This is a genomic window from Paludibacterium purpuratum, from assembly GCF_004363805.1.
Classification (GTDB): Bacteria; Pseudomonadota; Gammaproteobacteria; order Burkholderiales; family Chromobacteriaceae; genus Paludibacterium; species Paludibacterium purpuratum.
On the sequence record NZ_SNZP01000004.1, the window covers coordinates 228,478 to 246,266 of the forward strand.

The window sequence follows — 17,789 nt, forward strand, 5'->3', positions numbered from 1 at the left end:
GCCCCCATCAGAAACGGAACAAGACCCAGCGCGGGATGATGATGCGACGATTAGGGTCGATTTGGCGCAGGTTGCCGCTGCCATCGTCGTCCACCAGATAGTAGGGAACGCCGATGGACGGCGTGACCTTGACCATGTAGAGCTTGCCGTTGATGCGGTACTCCTCGATCTTGTCCTGGCCGCGCTGCACGATCGTGACTTCGGGCTCCGGTTGAGCCGATTGGTCGTCGCCGACTTGCGGTGGCGGCGGCGCATCGTTCTTCGCCGCCGGCTTGGCCGCCTCGGCATTGACGGCTGGCGGCGTCTGAGTGGGCGTGTCGGCGGCATGTGCCAGCAACGGCATGGCCAACAGGGACAGCAACCATAGTTTGTTTTTCATGTGGATCGTCCAGTTCGGTTTTATAGGTTGAGCAACTGTTCGCGCTCTTCCGGCAATGCCTCGAAACCGCGAGTCTCGTAATGTTTGAAGATGGTCTCGACAATGGTTTTAGGATCGTCGATGAGTTGGACCAGGTCCAGATCCTCGGGGTTGATCATTTTTTCGCTGACCATGCGGTCCTTGACCCAATCGATCAGTCCGCGCCAGAAATCGCTACAGCACAAGATGATCGGGATGCGGCGGCTCTTGCCGGTCTGCACCAGCGTCAGCGCTTCGAAGGTTTCGTCCAGCGTGCCGAAGCCCCCCGGCATGACCACGTAGGCGATGGCGTGCTTGACGAACATGACCTTACGCGAGAAGAAGTGATTGAAGCGCAGTCCCAAATCCTGGTATTCATTGGGCTTTTGTTCGTGCGGTAATACGATGTTCAAACCGACCGACGGGCTTTTGCCATAGAATGCCCCTTTGTTGGCGGCTTCCATGATGCCGGGCCCGCCGCCGGACAGAACCGAGAAGCCGGCATCGGACAATAGCCGCGCAACTTCTTCGGTCTTCTGGTAATAGGGGTGGTCGCGAGGGGTGCGCGCGCTGCCAAAGATGCTGACGGCGGGGAGAATCCCTTGCAGTTCTTCCGCCGACTCGACAAACTCCGACAATATTTTCAGGACATGCCAAGCCTCGCGGGAGCGGAACCGCTGCATCATCGCGTAACGATCGCTTGCTTGGGGTAACTTGTCGGACAAACTCATATTCGTTGCCTTTATGAAAACATTGTTATTGATTGACGGCTCTTCTTATCTATACCGCGCCTTCCACGCGATGCCCGATTTGCGCTCGAAGGAGGGTCTGCCGACAGGGGCGATCTATGGCATGGTCAATATGCTGCGACGCCTGGAAAAGGAAGTCGAGTTCGATTATAGCGCGTGCATATTTGACGCAAAAGGCAAGACCTTCCGCGACGAGTTATACCCCGACTATAAGGCTAATCGGCCTTCCATGCCCGAAGATCTTGCGCTGCAGGTGGCGTCGGTGCACCAAGTGGTGTGTGCCTCGGGCTGGCCGATGCTGATGGTGTCGGGGGTCGAGGCGGACGATGTCATCGGCACCCTGGCGCGCCAGGCCGAGGCGGCCGGCATGCGAGTGGTGATTTCCACTGGCGATAAGGACATTGCGCAGCTGGTGACCTCCAACATCTCATTGGTGAACACCATGAGCAACGAGGTGCTGGATATCGCCGGCGTAGAGGGCAAGTTCGGCGTGCTGCCGGAACGGATCATCGACTACCTGACCCTGATCGGCGATAAAGTCGACAATGTGCCCGGCGTGGACAAGTGCGGGCCGAAAACCGCGCTCAAATGGCTAGAGGCTTACGGTTCGCTCGACGGCGTCGTGGCGCACGCGGCCGAGATCGGCGGCGTGGTCGGCGAGAAGCTGCGCGAGGCATTGCCGCGCCTGCCCTTGTCGCGCGAGCTGATCACCATCAAGTGCGACGTCGATTTGGCCGCCGACCTGCCGGCCGGGCTCGATGGGTTGAAGCACGGCCAACCGGACAAAACCGCGCTCAGCGGCTTGTTCCGCCGTTTCGGCTTCAATAGCTGGTTGCGTGAGCTGGAGGGGGCCGCCACTGACGCGCAGGTTGCCGCAGCCGCAACCTCGGTGGCGACGGGCGAGACCGACGACCTGTTCGCAGGCAGCGAGCTGGTGGTTGCCGTCGCGCCGCCGGCACCGATGGCGCGCGATTACCAGACCATCCTGACCGAGGCGCAGCTCGATGCCTGGCTCGCCAAACTGCAATCCGCCGAGGTGGTGTCGCTGGATACCGAGACCACCAGCCTCGACCAGATGTCGGCGCAGATCGTCGGCATCAGTTTCGCGGTCCAGCCAGGCGAGGCGGCCTATTTGCCGCTGGCGCATCGCGCCGCCGGAGTGGCGCCTCAGCTCGACCGCACGGCGACGCTGGCACGTCTCAAGCCTTGGCTGGAGGATGCTTCGAAGAAGAAGCTCGGGCAGAACCTCAAATACGACCGCCATGTGTTTTTCAATCATGGCATCAGCCTTGCCGGTGTGGCCGACGACACCATGCTGGCGTCCTACGTGGTCGAGAGCCACCTGACGCACAATATGGACGATCTGGCCGAGCGACATTTGGGTGAACAGACCATCCACTATGAGGATGTCTGCGGCAAGGGCGCCAAGCAGATCGGCTTCGACGAGGTCGATCTCGACACCGCCACGCGCTATGCCGCCGAGGACGCCGATATCACCCTGCGCCTCGATGGCGCGCTCAAGCCGTTGATGGACGAGCGCCAGGCATCGGTATACCGGGATATCGAGTTGCCGGTGGCCGACGTACTGTTCGAGATGGAACGCAACGGCGTGCTGATCGACCGGCAGAAACTGGCCGAACTGAGTCACCAATTCGGCAGCCGCATGCTGGAATTGGAGAGCCAGGCGTACGAGTTGGCCGGCCAACCGTTCAATCTGAATTCGCCCAAGCAGTTACAGGAGATCCTGTTCGGCCGGCTTGGTATCAGCACCAAGGGGGTACGCAAGACGCCGTCCGGCGGCTACTCCACCGACGAGTCGGTGTTGGAGATGCTGGCGCTGGATCATCCTCTGCCGAAGTGCCTGTTGGAATATCGTGGCCTGGCCAAGCTCAAGTCCACCTATACCGACAAGCTGCCGCAACTGATCCGCCAGGATACCGGGCGCGTGCACACGACCTATGCGCAGGCGGTGGCCGTTACCGGACGGCTCGCCAGTTCCGATCCGAACCTGCAAAACATTCCGATTCGTTCGGCCGAAGGCCGGCGCGTGCGCGAGGCATTCATCGCCCCGCCGGGTCATGTGATCGTCAGCGCCGACTATTCGCAGATCGAGTTGCGTATCATGGCGCACGTATCGGGCGACGAGGGCATGCTCAAAGCCTTTGCCGACGGCGAGGATATTCACCGCGCCACGGCGGCGCAGGTCTTCGGCGTCGCACTCGACCAGGTGACGAGCGAGCAGCGCCGCTACGCCAAGAGCATCAATTTCGGCTTGATCTACGGCATGAGCGCCTTCGGCCTGGCGAGCCAATTGGAGATCGAACGTAGCGCGGCACAACAATTCATCGACCGCTACTTCATGAAGTATCCGAAGGTGGCCGAGTATATGCAGCGCACGCGCGAGCAGGCCAAGGGTCAAGGCTATGTCGAGACCGTGTTCGGCCGCCGGCTGTACCTGCCGGATATCCGCGCCGCCAATCCGGGCCGGCGCAGCGGTGCCGAGCGCGCGGCGATCAATGCCCCGATGCAGGGTAGTGCCGCCGACCTGATCAAGCTGGCGATGATCGCTGTGTCGAAGTGGCTACGGCAAAGCGGTTTGAAGACACGGCTGATCATGCAGGTGCACGACGAATTGGTGATGGAGGTGCCCCAAGCCGAACAAGCGGCGGTGTGCGAAATGCTGCCGAAACTGATGGCCGGTGCCGCGGCGCTGTCGGTGCCGCTGTTGGCGGAGGTCGGTGTCGGCGCCAATTGGGAAGCGGCGCACTAAAGGTGGTTGGATGAAAAAAAGCCAGTGCGTTGCGCACTGGCTTTTTTTGTCGCTATTGCGCCGAGGATTATACCGCGCCTTGGCTAGCCAATAGCGAGCGGCTGCGGGCATAGCCGAAGTAAACCACCAGACCGATCAACAGCCAAATCACGAAGCAGTACCAGGTCAGGCTGGCCAGTTGCACCATCAGGAACACGCAGAACGCGATCGCCAGTGCCGGAATGTAAGGAACGCCCGGGCAATGGAACTTGCGCGGCAGGTTCGGCTCGCGCTTGCGCAGAACGATCACCGCGATCGAGATCAGCGAGAAGGCTGCCAGGGTGCCGATGTTGGCCAGTTCGGCCAGCGTACCGAGCGGTACCAGCGCACCGAGGATGGCGATGATGGTGCCGATGATCCAGGTGGCGCGGTACGGCGTGCGGTATTTCGGATGGACTTCGGAGAAGACCTTGGGCAGCAGGCCATCGCGCGACATGGCGAAAGTGATGCGGGTCTGGCCGTAGGTCATCACCAGGATGACGGTGGTCATGCCGAGAATGGCGCCGATGTTCACCAAGCCGGCGACCCAGTTGAGCCCGGCCACTTCCAGGGCCTTCGACACCGGGTGGTCGATGCCGGCGAAGTCCGGGTAGTGCACGATACCGGTCATGATGGCCGCGACGATCACGTACAGCACCGAGCAAATGCCCAGCGACAGAATGACGGCGCGCGGCAGATCGCGTTCGGGGTTTTTCACTTCTTCGGCGGCACAGGTGACCGCGTCGAAACCGAGGAAGCTGAAGAACACCACGGCGGCGCCATGGAATACGCCATTCAGGCCGTAGGGCAGCATCGGTTGCCAGTTGATCGGCTTGACGTGCCAGACGCCCAGTGCGATGAACAGCAGCACCACGGAGACCTTGATCACCACCATGATGTTGTTGACGCGCTTGGATTCCTTGATGCCGAACGCCAAGAGCGCGGTCACGCCCATGGCGATCAAAAAGGCCGGCAGGTTGAAGAAGGAAGCCACGCCTGGCCGGGCGCCGTAGGCGCCGGTCAGGGCTTCAGGCAGATGCAGCCCGAAGCTGGCGATCAGATTTTGGAAATAACCGGACCAGCCGACGGTTACCGTGGACGACGCCAGCAGATATTCCAGCAACAGATCCCAGCCGATGATCCAGGCGATCAGCTCGCCCAAGGTGGCATAGGCATAGGTGTAGGTGGAACCGGAAACCGGCAGCATGGAGGCGAACTCGGCATAGCAAAGTGCCGCGAAGCCGCAAGCCAGCGCGCCGATGACGAACGACAGCATCAAGCCGGGACCTGCGATCAGCGCGCCGGTACCCGTCAGCACGAAAATCCCGGTGCCGATGATGGCGCCGATACCCAGCATGGTGAGGTCGAAGACACCCAGTTCCTTTTTCAGAGCCTGGGTGGTTTTACTAAAGTCCAGCATGTCTTGCACATTTTTCTTGCGCAGTAAACTCATTGGTAGTGTCCCCGGTCGGCCAACCGTCTCGGCGCCCGGGTTGTCTCGTCCCGGTCGCCAATCATTTTGTGTTGTTCCTCAGCTTGACGCTGCATGGCGTGACGGCTGGCGATTGGCTAAAAAATTCGCCGGTCCGCAATCTGTGTCGCGGTGACGGCAAGAATCAAAGTTTTAACTGCCCCGTGACAAAATGGCAACAGAAAAATCTACGTTTGGCAGAAAAAACTGCCTGTCTTCTCGGGAAATACTTCGGGAGGAAAGTCAAATGACGCCTTTGATAGCAAAGGAATATTTGATTTGGATTTTTATCAGATTTGGGCCGTACTTGGCACTAACGCATGCCCAGATCTCATCACAGTCGAATGGGGCTACCGTTGATGTAGCGCAATAAGTCTGGATATGGGGGGCACGGAATGTGGATATTGTGCTTGGCATGGGGTGACTCGTTGCGCCGAAGAGACAAAAAGCAGCGATTTATTGAATAACCAACGCTTCGATTGGTGAAATTTCCCGTTTCGAACAATTTTTCAGAGAAAAGTCCGGTAATCCGCGAGTTGCGCATCCTGCGCTCGCCGCCGGCATTCCGCTAGCGGCCCGCCTGCCGCCACTTTAGTCTGCCGGTGACTAGCGCGGAGGTGGATATGGAACGGGGTTTTACTTTAATCGAGATGTTGTTGGTGTTGTCGCTGATGATGCTGATGATGGTCAGTGCCAGTTCGGCACTCGGCAAATTGAGCGGTGGCGTTCGGATGGAAGCCAGTGCCTGGCAATTGTGGAGTGCCTTGGGGCAGGCGCGTAGCGAAGCGTTGTACAGCGGGCGGCCGGTGCAGATATGCGGTTTGTGGATGCGACGCAATCAGCGCTTGCTCGACTGTCGGCAAGCGGTACCCGGCCAGATCGACAGGGCGGCTGACCACTGGCGACAGGGGGTGTTGCTGTTCGCCGACCGACCCGGCATGACGCACCAGCAGTACGACCGGGATGAGGATTTACGTGATTACGCCGTATTGCCGGGCATTCGGCTCAGCGCAAGCGCCGTACGCTACACCGTGTTGGCCGATGGGCGTTATGCGGGCGGGGTGGCGCCGAACTTCGTGCTGCGCGACCCGAACGGCGGCGCGTGTCAGTCCGTGTCGGCCGATGCGGCGGGCTATCGACGGCTCTGGTGCCGTGGCGATCATTGTCCGGGGTGTGCCTGAGCATGCGCAGTCAACGAGGCATGGCGCTGCTCGACAGCCTGATGGCTCTGCTGGCACTGAGCATCGGCCTGACGCCCATGACGGTATTGCCGGGTCAGGTCGGCCGCGCTTTGGTGGAGAATGCCTATCGGTCGCGGATGCTCTGGCAGACCAGCAACCTGGCCGAATCGCTGTTGCAGACCGATTCGCGCGACGGCAGCCGCTTGGCGCAGCAGGCGCAACAGGCGCAGCAAGTCGGGGAGTGCGGTGCCCTGTCGTTCAAGCTGAGCCTTGAGAGGGCGCAAGCGCCATCGGCCCATAGTCTGCGGCTGCAGACGACGGGTTGTTATATGCACTGGCAACACTTCGACTTGCTGGTGCCGCTGCCATGATGCGGGGATTCTCGCTGCCGGGGCTTTTGCTCGCCATGCTGTTGGGGTGCAGTTGCTTGCTGATGGCGTTATCGCGCTACGAGGCGCTGCGAGCCGGACTGCAGTCGTTGCGGCGGGCGGCGGATGGCCAACAGGCCATGCGCATGGCGCTGTTCCAACTGGCGCGCGATTTGCGATCGGACGGACAGGCGGGTTGTCAGTCCTGGCCCGTCGAATACGTTGACGATGCCTCGGTGCACCTCTCCTGGGGCAGCAGCGCTTGGCAGCTCGTCGAGGTTGAGCAGGATGGGGCCGGTCGGCTGGCTCGCCTGCTGTTCCGACGTCTGAGCCCGGATGAGGGCGAACCGCGGACGTTACTACTATCTAGCTGCGCCAGGCTCGACAGACTACAGGCCGGCGTGGATTTCACCTTGCATGATGCCGGCGAATTCGGTCGACTGGATCTGATGCCATCCGGGCGGCCGGCGCTTGGCGGCCAGGGAGGCCACCACCTGCCGTCGCTGGAACTGGGGCCGTTGGTGGTGCGTCGATATCGCCAGGCGGCGGGGTGGCTGCTACGCGATGAACAGCCGCTGCTGCCGCTGGTCGGCTTGCGCGTGGCATCGCCTGCCGATGGGTTATGGCGGCTTGAGCTGACGCCGCCGGGTTCCGCGACTGTCCCGCGGCAATTGGCGATTGCGCGACGCCAGCGTGGCATGGCCATGGTGACGGTATGGGTGCTGATGCTGGCCGGATTGATGCTGCTCTCCAGCGGCCAACGGCTGTTGCTCGACGATGGCCGCCAGGTACTGCACGAACGGCAATGGACTCAGGCGTTGTTTCGCGCCGAGTTCGCTTTACGTCAGGCCGAGCGGCAGGTTTGGGGGCTGGCACGGGCGCCAGGACATGCCGATTGGTTTCGGCCGTCATGCCAACATGCCGCTGCGCCGCCGAATTGGCGTAGCGGTTTGTGTTCACCCCCCCGTTCCGGCGAGCGGCAGGCGCTACCGGCTTGGCTGCGCGGTACCGGCGACGGTGTGCTGTCGCCTTGTCGGCTGCCGGTCTGCCGTCCTGTCGCTTTACCGGTGTGGCAGGTGGGCCGCCGCCCAGTTGGCCACGGACGCGTTTGCCGACCGGATCCGAAGGACGGGCCGATCGACCCGGATCCTTGCTATATCGTCGAACTTTTGGATCAAGACTATCGCGGCGCCGGTTTGTATCGCATCACTGTGCGGGCTTGGGGCAGAACCGTGCGTAGTCGCGTCACGCTGCAAAGCTACTATTGGGCGCAAGGCGATGGACAGCGGCTGAGCTGGAGAATGTTGTGAGGTACCGGCAGGCTCGGGGGATGACGCTGCTCGAACTGTTGGTGGTGCTGATGCTGGTGTCGATGCTGGCGCTTTCGCTCGGCAATGTCTGGCGCTTGCAGATCATCCGGGCGCGCCAGGCAGAGGCGAAGTTGGCGTTGATGCACAATGCGCGCCATCTCGAGCGGCGCTATGGCCTGCGGGCTCAATACTCGCGTCCGTCCGCAAAGGGGCAAGCCTGGTTGCCGCTGGCTGTGACCAGTACCGGGTATTATCTCATCGGCTATACCGCGCAGACCGAAAATACCCGTGGCCGCTACCGCCTGGTGGCCAAGCCCAGATACCGGTGGCTGGGCAGCGAATATTTGATGATGGATCAGGACGGGCTGATCGTGACCTGCGGTCGCGACGGCGGCGGGCGCGAGACGTGCGCTCCTTGAGCCGTGCAAGACGCAGTACGCTAAAAATTCGCTGCCGGCCTGCCGGTTGTGCGCGGCATAAAAAAACGGCAGGGAATACCTCCCTGCCGTCGATCGCTCTCTCTCGTGAGTCTGATCAATGGGCTCCGCTACTGTCTGCCCCGCCCGGTCGGAACGGCGGTTTGGCGAACCACACCACCACCATCAAGGCGATGAACAGCCAGCCGGAAAACCAGAAGACCTCGTTCGATCCCAACAGGTAGCCCTGGCGGGTGATTTCCTGCGCGGTCAGCGCCGCTTGCTGCGGTTGAGACAGCCCGAGGTTGCCGAGCCAGCCAAACCATTGATTGGCGGCCTGATCGAATACGCTGATGTGCTGGGTCAATATCTCGTGGTGCGCTGCCTCGCGCCGATCCCACAGCGTGGTGGTGATCGAGGCGCCGATACTACCGCCCAACACGCGCAGGAAGTTCGACAGGCTCGAGGCGCTGGCGATCTGATCCGGACGCAGGCCAGCGAGCGAGATGGTGGTGAGCGGCATGAAGAAGCAGGCGACGCCGATACCCTGGATGAACTGCGGCCATACCACGTAGCCGAAATCCATATTGGGCGCGAAAGTGCTGCGCCAGAAGAAACATCCGGCATAGACCGCGAAACTCAGCGTCACCAGCCAGCGCATATCGACGCGGTGAGCGTTCTTGCCGATCACCGGCGACAGGATCACCGGCAAAATGCCGATCGGCGCCGCGGCCAGGCCGGCCGAGGTGGCGGTATAGCCCATCTGCGTCTGCAGTACCAGCGGCAACAGTACGATGGTGCCGAAGTAGATCAGGTAACCGATGGAGATGCCGGTGACGCCCACGGTGAAATTACGTGCCTTGAACAACGATAGATCGACGATCGGATGTTCTTCGGTCAACTCCCAGATCACCAGGAAAGTCAGTGCCACCACGGCAACCACGCCCAGGATGACGACCTCGTTGGAGTGGAACCAGTCGAGCTCCTTGCCCCGATCCAGCATCACCTGAAGACAACCGACCCCAAGTGCTAGCAGTATCAGGCCCATGCGATCGATGGGCAGTGCCAGGGTCGGGGTTTCGCGGTCGTGCAATTGGCGCCACGAGACCCAGATGGCGAAGGCGCCCACCGGGATATTGATGAAGAAGATCCAGCCCCAGTGCCAGTTGTCGCTGATCATCCCGCCGAGAATCGGGCCGAAGATCGGCGCGACGATCACGGTCATCGACCACAATGCCAGCGCCATGCCCTTCTTCTCGTTGGGATAGCAGGCCAGCAATAGGCTTTGCGACAGCGGAATCATCGGGCCGGCCACCGCGCCTTGCAGCACGCGGAAGAAAATCAGCATGTTCAGACTGCCCGAGATGCCGCATAACCATGAGGTAATCACGAACAGCGTGGTCGAAGCCAGAAACAGTTTGACCTCGCCAAAGCGCTTGGCCAACCAGCCGGTCAGCGGGATCGAGATGGCGTTGGCCACCCCGAACGAGGTGATCACCCAGGTACCCTGCGACGTGGCTGCGCCGAGGTTACCCGAAATGGTCGGCAAGGCCACGTTGGCGATGGTGGTGTCCAGCACTTGCATGAAGGTCGCCAGCGACATCGCCAGGGTGATCCAGAACAGGCGGGCGCCGGTCAGTGGGGGATTCGGCATGGCCGTCTCCTTACTGGGCGTTGGCCGCGAGCAGTTGCTTGATCAACGCGTCGGCCTGTTTCAGATCCGGCGTCAGCACATGTGTTTCTTGCGCCGAGGCGGGGGCCGGCGTTTCCGGCAGGATCGGACCGGACTGATTGCGCGTCGAGACCTCGACGTTCATCGACAGGCCGACACGCAGCGGGTGCTCGCGTAGTTCCTTCGGATCGAGCGCGATGCGAACCGGTACCCGCTGAACCACCTTGATCCAGTTGCCGGTGGCGTTTTGTGCCGGCAACAGCGAGAAGGCGCTACCCGTGCCCGCCGACAAACCGGCAACCTTACCGTGGTAAGTGAAACCGCCACCGTACAGATCCGAGGTCAGTTCGACCGACTGGCCGATGCGAATTTTTTCCAGCTGCACTTCCTTGAAGTTGGCATCGACCCAGACATTCTCCAGCGGCACGATGGCCATCAACGGCGAACCGGCGGACACGCGCTGACCCAGTTGAATGTTGCGACGGGCAATGAACCCGGCGACCGGGGCCTTCACCTGGGTGCGGGCAAGCGCGAGCCAGGCTTCTCGTAGTGCGGTGGCCGCTGCCTGTACCTTGGGCTGCTGTTCGATGCGGTCGGCGCCAAGCAAGTCGTTTGTGCCTTGTTGTTGCTGAATGCTGGCATCCAATGCGGCCTGCGCGGCGGCTGCGGCGTCGCGGGCATGGGCCAGCTCCTCCGGCGAGATGGCTTCGGTGCCGGCCAGGGTTTGGCGGCGCTTCAGGTCATCCTGAGCACGGGACAGGTCGGCCTTGCGTGCGGCGATCTGAGCGGCCAGTTGGCGCGAGTTGGTCATCAACTGGCGCGTTTCGCGCACCGCCAGGATGAAATTCTGCCGCGCCTTGTCGAAGTTGATCTGAGCATCGTTGACATCCAATTGCACGACCGTCTGTCCGGCAACGACGCGATCGGTATCTTCACTGCTGATCTTGACCACTGTCCCGCCGATTTCCGGCGTGAGCTGCATCATGTGACCGGAGACATAGGCGTCGTCGGTACTTTCTTCGTAGCGCAGCACGGTGCCCCAGTAGATGCCGTAGGCAATGGCGATGGCGGCGAAGATGCCGGAGGCGGCGATCAGATTGCGTTTACGGGCTTGAGCTTTTTTCTGTTGTGCATCCATCTTGTTTCAATCCTTAACGGGTGGCGGGGTTGGCGGTCATTCCGCCGCCCATGGCGGTATTCAGGTTGGCCCAGGCCAGACGGGCCGCGGCCTGTGCGTCCAGATGCGCACCTTCTTCCGCCAGTTGATTGTCCTGACTGTCGAGGACTTCGAGTTTGCCGACCATGCCGGCCTTCAAGCGCAGCAGCATGGCGTTGGCGAGCTTGCGGCTGGCGTCGAAACCTCGACGGCTATCGGCCAGCTGGGTATTGGCCTGTTGTTGGCCCGTCAGTGCATCGGCCGCTTCCTTCAATCCATTGAGCACAGCCTGGTTGTAGCTGTCGACCGCCTGGTCATAGCGCGCTTGTTCGACGCGTAAGTTGGCGCGCAATTGGCCCGAGTGGAAGATCGGCAGCGAGATGGCCGGCTGGAAGTCGACAATCTTCGAGTTGCTTTGAAATAACTTGCCGTACTCCAGCGAATTGAGACCGATCAGACCGCTGATGCTGACATCGGGATAGAACTGGGCGCGGGCCACCTTGATGTTTTCTTCCATCGAGGCGACTTGTTCGCGCTGGCTGGCGATATCGGGGCGCCGGCCGAGTAAGTCGGCGGTCAGCCGGGCTTCATTGACCGATGGCGCATCGCCGAGTGCATGCGGGGTCAGGTTGTCCAGTGCCGACGGGTTCTGGCCGGTCAGGGCGGCGAGGGCATGGCGCGTGCGCTGAATATCGCCCTGGATGCCGGCATTCTGTGCTTGCAGGCCGGCAATACCCTGTTCGACAGTGTGTAGATTGTCGGCGCTGAGCAGACCGGCGCTGACGCGGGCGCGCATCAACAACAACCGAGTCTGCGCCAATTGGATGCGGGACTGGTTGACGCGGATCTGGGCGAACTCGCGCTGCAAGGCGGTGTATTGTCCGATGACGGCTTGCGTTAACGCCAATTGTGCTTGCTGGCCTTCGTAGGCCGCGGCGCGAGCCTGACCCAGGGCTGCTTTGACCCGGGCGCGGTTCTTACCCCAGAAATCCAGCTCCCAGGCGGCATTCAACGACAAGGTGTACGAGTTGTAGTAGTTGCCGCCGATCGGTGGCGGGAATAGGCCGTTGACCGAGTAAAGCTGTCGGTCTTTGACAGCGTTCAAGTTGACTTGCGGGCCGAGCGTGCTTTCGTTCAAGCCGACGGCGGCGCGGGCCTCGCCGAGGCGGTCTGCCGCCAGTTTCAGCGAGGGGGAGTGCGCCAGGGCTTGGTCGATCAGCGCGTTGAGCTGATCATCGTGTAATTGGCGCCACCAGCCTGCTTGCGGTGCTTGGCTTGTGTCTTCGGACAGGGCAAGTTGCTGCGCGTTTAGCGGCGTGGACGGTGTGCGCTCTGGCCCGAAGCTGGCGCATGCGCTCAGCAGAGAGGTCAAAACCAGCAGGCTGATTCCCTGCTGCCATGGGTGTCGATTCACCGTTGGATCTCCATTTGGTTTCTAATAATTAGTCACAATATAGTAACCATGGTGACTATTAGAGTAAATGCAAAATGATTAGCCGCCAAGTGCGGTTAACAGCTTTCGCATTAAGAACTCAAACTGATTTTTCTCTTCTTTGTTGAAGTCCTGCCATTGCACTTGCATGTGGCGGCGGGCTTCCGGAATCAAGCTTTCCACGAACTGCTCGCCTTTCGCGGTGAGCTTCAGTCGCACCTTGCGGCGATCTTCGATGCAGACCTCGCGCTCGACCCAGCCGTTTTTGACCAGTTCGTCCGAGACGCGTGTCGCGTTGGTGCGCGAAAAGTCGAGCGCATCGCTGATTTCGGACGGATAAAGCGTCTGGTTCGGGCGAGCGTACAGCGCGATCAGCGCGATCCACAGGGTATCGTTGATGCCGTGCGGGCGCAGCGCCTCATTCAGGTGACAGGCTAAGCGCGTTGCCACATGGCACAGCAGCCGGTTCAACAGCACTTCGTGCTGTGCTGAGGAGCCGGGCATCCGTTGCCCGACGGCATCGATGGCTTGTTCAACTTGTTGGAATGAGCGATTCATGCATAACATGATAGTAACGGACGTTACTATGTGTCAAGCAACTATTAGCGGATCGGGCAATCGTTCGCTGAGCTTACGGCAGCAGGCTGAGGACTTTCTCGGGAGGCCGGCCGATCACCGCGCGTTGGGCACCGACTGCGATCGGACGCTCGATCAGGCGCGGATGCGCGGCCATGACACGGATGAGATGCTTGCGTTCCAAGGTCACGTCCGCCAAGTGCAGTGTCTCGAATTCCGGTTCTTTCTGTCGCAGCAGTTCGCGCGCATCTAGATCCAGCAGCGTCAGCAACTGCTCCAGCTCTTCTTCGCTCGGCGGGTGTTTCAGGTAGTCGATGACTTCTAGCTCGACACCGCGCGCTTGCAACAGATGCAGCGCTTCACGCGATTTGGAGCAGCGTGGGTTGTGATAAAAACGGATCATGCGGTTTCTCGTGGTGTGCATTGGTATTGGCTTGTGTTCAGCATATCACTATTTCTTACGCATTTTTTATGTCAATTTTTCCACAGGAGCGGCCCAATTTCTTGCGATCGGACAAAAGGTGTGTGAGAATGGTTCTCAATATCATTTTGACTATTTCTCCATTTCGAGGAGCCCGTATGCAAGTCACGATCCGTTCGGTTGTCGCTCTGGCGGCACTTTCCCTTTCGCTGCCGGTGTTGGCCAAAGAATACCCGGTTGGCAAGCCGCAAGTGGTCAACCACATGGAAATCGGCGCGGTCTATTTGCAACCGGTGAAGATGGAGCCGGAAGGGATGATGCTGGCGGCCGAGAAATCGGACGTGCATTTGGAGGCCGACATTCATGCCGCCAAGGGCAATACCAATGGCTTCGGCGAGGGCGAATGGGTGCCGTATCTGACCATCCGTTACGAACTGACCAAGGTCGGCGGCAAGACGCTCAAGGGGGTATTCATGCCGATGGTGGCCAACGATGGCCCGCACTACGGCGACAACGTCAAGCTGATGGGACCCGGCCAGTACAAGCTCAAATACACCATCCTGGCCCCCAATGCGGGTGCGGACAGCCACTTCGGCCGCCACACCGATAAGGAAACCGGTGTTGCGCCGTGGTTCAAGCCGTTTGACGTCAATTACACCTTCACCTACGCCGGAATCGGCAAGAAGGGCGGCTACTAAGCGCCTCGAGGATAGAACATGAAATGCAAACGGGTTGTCGCGGCGGCGCTGATGTCGCTGCCGCTTGTGGCCATGGCGGCCGATATGCCGACCTTCCGGCTGGAAATGAACGACGGCAAGTTGTCGCACACGCGCATCGAGGTGCCGGCCAATACGCGCTTCAAGATCGAGGTGGTCAACAAGGGCAAGAGCCCGGCCGAGTTCGAGAGCCTGCAGTTGCGCAAGGAGAAGGTGCTGGCGCCCGGCGTGGAGAGCTTCGTGGTGTTCCAGTCGTTGTCGCCGGGGGAATACCGGTTTTATGACGAATTTCACGCCAGTGCGCAGGGCGTGATCGTGGCGAAGTAGCGGGAGAAGTCGATGGGACAGGTATTGTTCATTGTCTGGCGCGAGAGTATCGAAGCCATGTTGGTGGTCGGCATCCTCAATGCATGGTTGCGGCAAAATCCGTCGGCCGTGCGCGGCCGGCTGTTCTTGTGGGGCGGCGTGCTAACCGGGCTCGCGTTGGCCTTGATGCTGGCGATCGGTCTGTTTGCCGCCAGTGAGGTTCTGGCCGACAAGCAGGACCTGTTCCAGCTCGGGATGGTGCTGGTGGCGTCGGTGCTGATCGTACAGATGGTGCTATGGATGCGCCGCCATGGGCGTACGCTCAAGCGCGATATCGAAAGCGGGCTCTCGGCCCAGGCCGAGCGCGAGAACTGGTGGGGCGTATTGATCCTGGCTGCGTTGGCGGTCGGTCGCGAGGGTAGCGAGACGGTGGTGTTCCTCTATGGCACGCTGTCGGCGGCGGACAAGGGCTCTTTTGCTGCGTTGGCGTTGGCTGGCCTTGCCGGCTTCGCGCTGGCGCTGGCGATGTACGGCGTGCTGCAACTGGGCAGCAAGCTGCTGTCCTGGCGTGTTTTCTTCCGCGTGACCGAAGTCATGCTGCTGTTGCTGGCCGCCTCGCTATTCGTCAGCGGCGTCGAGAAAATGATTTCCCTGAATTGGTTGCCGCCCTTGCTCGATCCGGTATGGGACAGCTCGCGCCTGATCGATGACAGTACGCCGGCGGGGGGAGTACTGGCAGCGCTGACCGGCTACCGGGCTCATCCGGCCCTGACCAGTCTGATTGCCTACGGCCTGTTCTGGTTGACCATTTGGGGCACGATGCGTCAGGGGCGTCGCCGCCAAGCATGATGATGCAGTCATTTCTGATCCGAACCGGCGATTGGCTGCGCGATCACGCGCGGCTGATCCGCCTTTTGCAGTGGTTGGTGGTGCTGGTTTACGGCTTCCTGCTGATCGTGCCCGCCTGCTTGCCGTTGCCGGGCGATAGTGCACGCATTCTCAATAATCTGACGCTGTTCGCCCAATTCGTGTTTTGGGGGATCTGGTGGCCGTTCGTGTTGCTCAGCATGGTGTTGTTCGGACGGCTCTGGTGCGGTGTGCTGTGTCCGGAGGGCGCCATGTCGGAGTGGGCGGCGCGGCGCGGTCTCGGCCGGGCGATCCCCCGTTGGATGCGTTGGGGCGGCTGGCCGTTCGTCGCTTTTGCCATGACCACGGTTTACGGCCAGATGGTCAGCGTCTACCAGTATCCGCGCGCGGTACTGCTGGTGCTGGGCGGTTCGACTGTGGCCGCTGTTGCGGTCGGTTTTGTCTATACCCGTGGCAAGCGCGCCTGGTGCCGACACCTGTGCCCGGTCAACGGGGTGTTCGCCTTGCTGTCCAAACTTTCCCCATTGCATTACCGCGTCGATGAGATCGCTTGGAAGACCTCGAGCGCAGCGGTGATCCCGATTCGTTCGGTCGATTGCGCGCCGCTGATGCCGCTACGTCACATGAAAGGCAATAGCGGTTGCCATATGTGTGGCCGCTGCAGTGGGCACCGCGAGGCGATCTCGCTAGCGTCGCGCCCCTGGGGCGAGGAGGTGGTTGTACAGGCGGCCAAGGATAGCGGCGGCTGGCAAAGCGCGCTGATTCTCTATGGTCTGCTCGGTATCGCTATTGGCGCGTTCCATTGGACCGGCAGCGATGTGTTCGTCGCCGTCAAGCTATGGTTGGCCGACTGGCTTGCCAACCATAGCATCCTCTGGCCGTTGGATGACGGCGCGCCATGGTGGTTGTTGACGCACTATCCGGAAGTGAACGACAGCTTCAGCTGGCTGGATGGCGCGGTATTGATCGGCTACATCCTGGGCGCTGCGCTGTTGATGGGCACCGTACTCGGGCTGTTGCTGGCGGCGTCGGTGCGGCTGGCTGGGCCCTGGCGGCCGCAACGTTTCCATCATCTGGCGCAAAGTCTGATTCCTTTGGCCGGGTGCGGGGTCTTCCTGGGCTTGTCGGCGCTGACCGTGACTCTGCTCAAGGTCGAAGGCGTGGCGCTGTGGTGGGTGATGCCGCTGCGTGTCGGGCTCTTGGCCGGTGCCACGCTCTGGAGTCTGAATCTCGGCTGGCGCATTGTCGGCGGTTGGCAGGGCCGCCGTGTCGTGGCCATGCCGCCGTTGATTCTGGCGCTCGCCTGGGTGGATGCATCGTGGTGGTTGATGTGGTGGGCTTAACGGGGGGATGCGTTGCTTTGCGAACGCATCCTACACGGCTACTTCGACGCTCACCGGCTTCAATACCTTCAACAGTGCCTCGGGTTCGAGCCCGATCAGAAAGCCGCGTTTACCGCCATTGATGTAGATGCGGGGCAGCATAGCGATGCCGGCTTCCATATAAACCGGCATGATGTGGCGGGTGCCGAACGGGCTGGTACCGCCGACCATGTAGCCGCTGTGTTTGTCGGCGGTTTTCGGATCGCAGGGCTCGACGTGCTTGGCGCCGATCTGCCGCGCCAGATTGCGCGTCGACACTTCTTTGTCGCCGTGCATCAGCACGATCAGCGGTTTGCGATTTTCATCTTCCATGATCAGCGTCTTGATCACGCAGTGTTCGTCGACACCCAGTTCGCGCGCGGATACCGTGGTGCCGCCGCGCTCCTCGTATTTGTACAAGTGCTCGGTAAAGGTGACCTGATGCTCGCGCAGGACGCGGATCGCTTGGGTAACCGGTGCTTTGCTCATGACGCTCTCGTAAAACCAAATTATTCGACATTTTACGGCAACTTGAAGCGATTGATCATCATCAAAAAGCGGCGATTTGCTGCCTTGATGCCGTAAAAAACGCACTTATCTAA

18 protein-coding genes are annotated in these 17,789 nt (G+C 60.8%); 9 read left to right on the plus strand and 9 right to left on the minus strand.

All coding sequences use genetic code 11. From position 1 onward, the window contains the following. Nucleotides 1-7: 7 nt before the first annotated feature. Nucleotides 8-379: a DUF2782 domain-containing protein gene (locus tag DFP86_RS06515; RefSeq protein WP_133679361.1), complete on the minus strand. Its 372-nt coding sequence runs from the start codon at nt 377-379 to the stop codon at nt 8-10. 20 nt (nt 380-399) lie between these two features. Continuing rightward, nucleotides 400-1,128: an LOG family protein gene (locus DFP86_RS06520; RefSeq protein WP_133679363.1), complete on the minus strand. Its 729-nt coding sequence runs from the start codon at nt 1,126-1,128 to the stop codon at nt 400-402. A gap of 13 nt (nt 1,129-1,141) precedes the next feature. Between DFP86_RS06520 and polA the strand changes: the two genes are divergently transcribed. Continuing rightward, nucleotides 1,142-3,916 (plus strand): DNA polymerase I, encoded by a 2,775-nt coding sequence (gene polA, locus DFP86_RS06525; protein ID WP_133679365.1) that lies wholly within the window; start codon nt 1,142-1,144, stop codon nt 3,914-3,916. Between the two features lie 67 nt (nt 3,917-3,983). On the opposite strand, the gene bcaP is transcribed toward polA, so the two are convergent. Further along, on the minus strand, nt 3,984-5,387 hold the full coding sequence (gene bcaP, locus DFP86_RS06530; protein ID WP_133679367.1) for a branched-chain amino acid transporter BcaP: 1,404 nt from the start codon (nt 5,385-5,387) through the stop codon (nt 3,984-3,986). A gap of 641 nt (nt 5,388-6,028) precedes the next feature. Between bcaP and DFP86_RS06535 the strand changes: the two genes are divergently transcribed. From DFP86_RS06535 to DFP86_RS06550, 4 genes are read left to right on the plus strand one after another with little or no spacing between them, the layout of a single operon-like run. After that, nucleotides 6,029-6,586, plus strand: a complete 558-nt coding sequence (locus DFP86_RS06535) for a GspH/FimT family pseudopilin (protein ID WP_133679494.1) — start codon at nt 6,029-6,031, stop codon at nt 6,584-6,586. A 2-nt stretch (nt 6,587-6,588) separates the two neighbouring features. Further along, on the plus strand, nt 6,589-6,957 hold the full coding sequence (locus tag DFP86_RS06540; RefSeq protein WP_133679369.1) for a type IV pilus modification PilV family protein: 369 nt from the start codon (nt 6,589-6,591) through the stop codon (nt 6,955-6,957). Beyond that, a complete protein-coding gene (locus DFP86_RS06545; RefSeq protein ID WP_133679371.1) occupies nt 6,954-8,264 on the plus strand; it encodes a pilus assembly PilX family protein in 1,311 nt (436 codons plus the stop codon). The genes DFP86_RS06540 and DFP86_RS06545 overlap by 4 nt, the downstream gene beginning before the upstream one ends. After that, nucleotides 8,261-8,683, plus strand: a complete 423-nt coding sequence (locus tag DFP86_RS06550; RefSeq protein WP_279526892.1) for a type IV pilin protein — start codon at nt 8,261-8,263, stop codon at nt 8,681-8,683. Before DFP86_RS06545 ends, DFP86_RS06550 begins: the two co-directional genes overlap by 4 nt. Nucleotides 8,684-8,798: 115 nt before the next feature. Here DFP86_RS06550 and DFP86_RS06555 read toward each other — a convergent pair whose 3' ends face one another. From DFP86_RS06555 to arsC, 5 genes are all read right to left on the minus strand, one after another. Next, the gene (locus tag DFP86_RS06555; protein ID WP_133679373.1) at nt 8,799-10,334 is read right to left on the minus strand and encodes a DHA2 family efflux MFS transporter permease subunit; all 1,536 of its coding nucleotides are present in this window, start codon (nt 10,332-10,334) and stop codon (nt 8,799-8,801) included. A gap of 10 nt (nt 10,335-10,344) precedes the next feature. After that, nucleotides 10,345-11,490 (minus strand): HlyD/EmrA/EmrK family protein, encoded by a 1,146-nt coding sequence (locus DFP86_RS06560; RefSeq protein ID WP_133679375.1) that lies wholly within the window; start codon nt 11,488-11,490, stop codon nt 10,345-10,347. A 13-nt stretch (nt 11,491-11,503) separates the two neighbouring features. Further along, entirely contained in the window at nt 11,504-12,922 is a 1,419-nt protein-coding gene (locus tag DFP86_RS06565) for an efflux transporter outer membrane subunit (protein WP_243729321.1), read from the minus strand. A 78-nt stretch (nt 12,923-13,000) separates the two neighbouring features. Then, nucleotides 13,001-13,417 carry a MarR family transcriptional regulator gene (locus DFP86_RS06570; protein ID WP_243729326.1) on the minus strand — a complete coding sequence of 139 codons (417 nt, stop codon included), beginning with the start codon at nt 13,415-13,417 and terminating at the stop codon, nt 13,001-13,003. A gap of 154 nt (nt 13,418-13,571) precedes the next feature. Further along, nucleotides 13,572-13,919 carry an arsenate reductase (glutaredoxin) gene (gene arsC, locus DFP86_RS06575; protein WP_133679379.1) on the minus strand — a complete coding sequence of 116 codons (348 nt, stop codon included), beginning with the start codon at nt 13,917-13,919 and terminating at the stop codon, nt 13,572-13,574. 176 nt (nt 13,920-14,095) lie between these two features. On the opposite strand from arsC, the gene DFP86_RS06580 reads away from it, so the two are divergent. The 4 genes from DFP86_RS06580 to DFP86_RS06595 are packed head-to-tail and all read left to right on the plus strand — an operon-like array spanning nt 14,096 to nt 17,169. Continuing rightward, nucleotides 14,096-14,635 (plus strand): iron transporter, encoded by a 540-nt coding sequence (locus tag DFP86_RS06580; protein ID WP_133679381.1) that lies wholly within the window; start codon nt 14,096-14,098, stop codon nt 14,633-14,635. A gap of 18 nt (nt 14,636-14,653) precedes the next feature. Then, a complete protein-coding gene (locus DFP86_RS06585; protein ID WP_133679383.1) occupies nt 14,654-14,980 on the plus strand; it encodes a cupredoxin domain-containing protein in 327 nt (108 codons plus the stop codon). A 12-nt stretch (nt 14,981-14,992) separates the two neighbouring features. Beyond that, nucleotides 14,993-15,808, plus strand: coding sequence for an FTR1 family iron permease (locus DFP86_RS06590; RefSeq protein WP_133679385.1), 816 nt, complete (start codon nt 14,993-14,995; stop codon nt 15,806-15,808). Then, a complete protein-coding gene (locus DFP86_RS06595) occupies nt 15,805-17,169 on the plus strand; it encodes a 4Fe-4S binding protein (protein WP_133679387.1) in 1,365 nt (454 codons plus the stop codon). The genes DFP86_RS06590 and DFP86_RS06595 overlap by 4 nt, the downstream gene beginning before the upstream one ends. 30 nt (nt 17,170-17,199) lie before the next feature. On the opposite strand, the gene ybaK is transcribed toward DFP86_RS06595, so the two are convergent. Beyond that, nucleotides 17,200-17,676: a Cys-tRNA(Pro) deacylase gene (ybaK, locus tag DFP86_RS06600; RefSeq protein ID WP_133679389.1), complete on the minus strand. Its 477-nt coding sequence runs from the start codon at nt 17,674-17,676 to the stop codon at nt 17,200-17,202. Nucleotides 17,677-17,789: the final 113 nt, after the last annotated feature.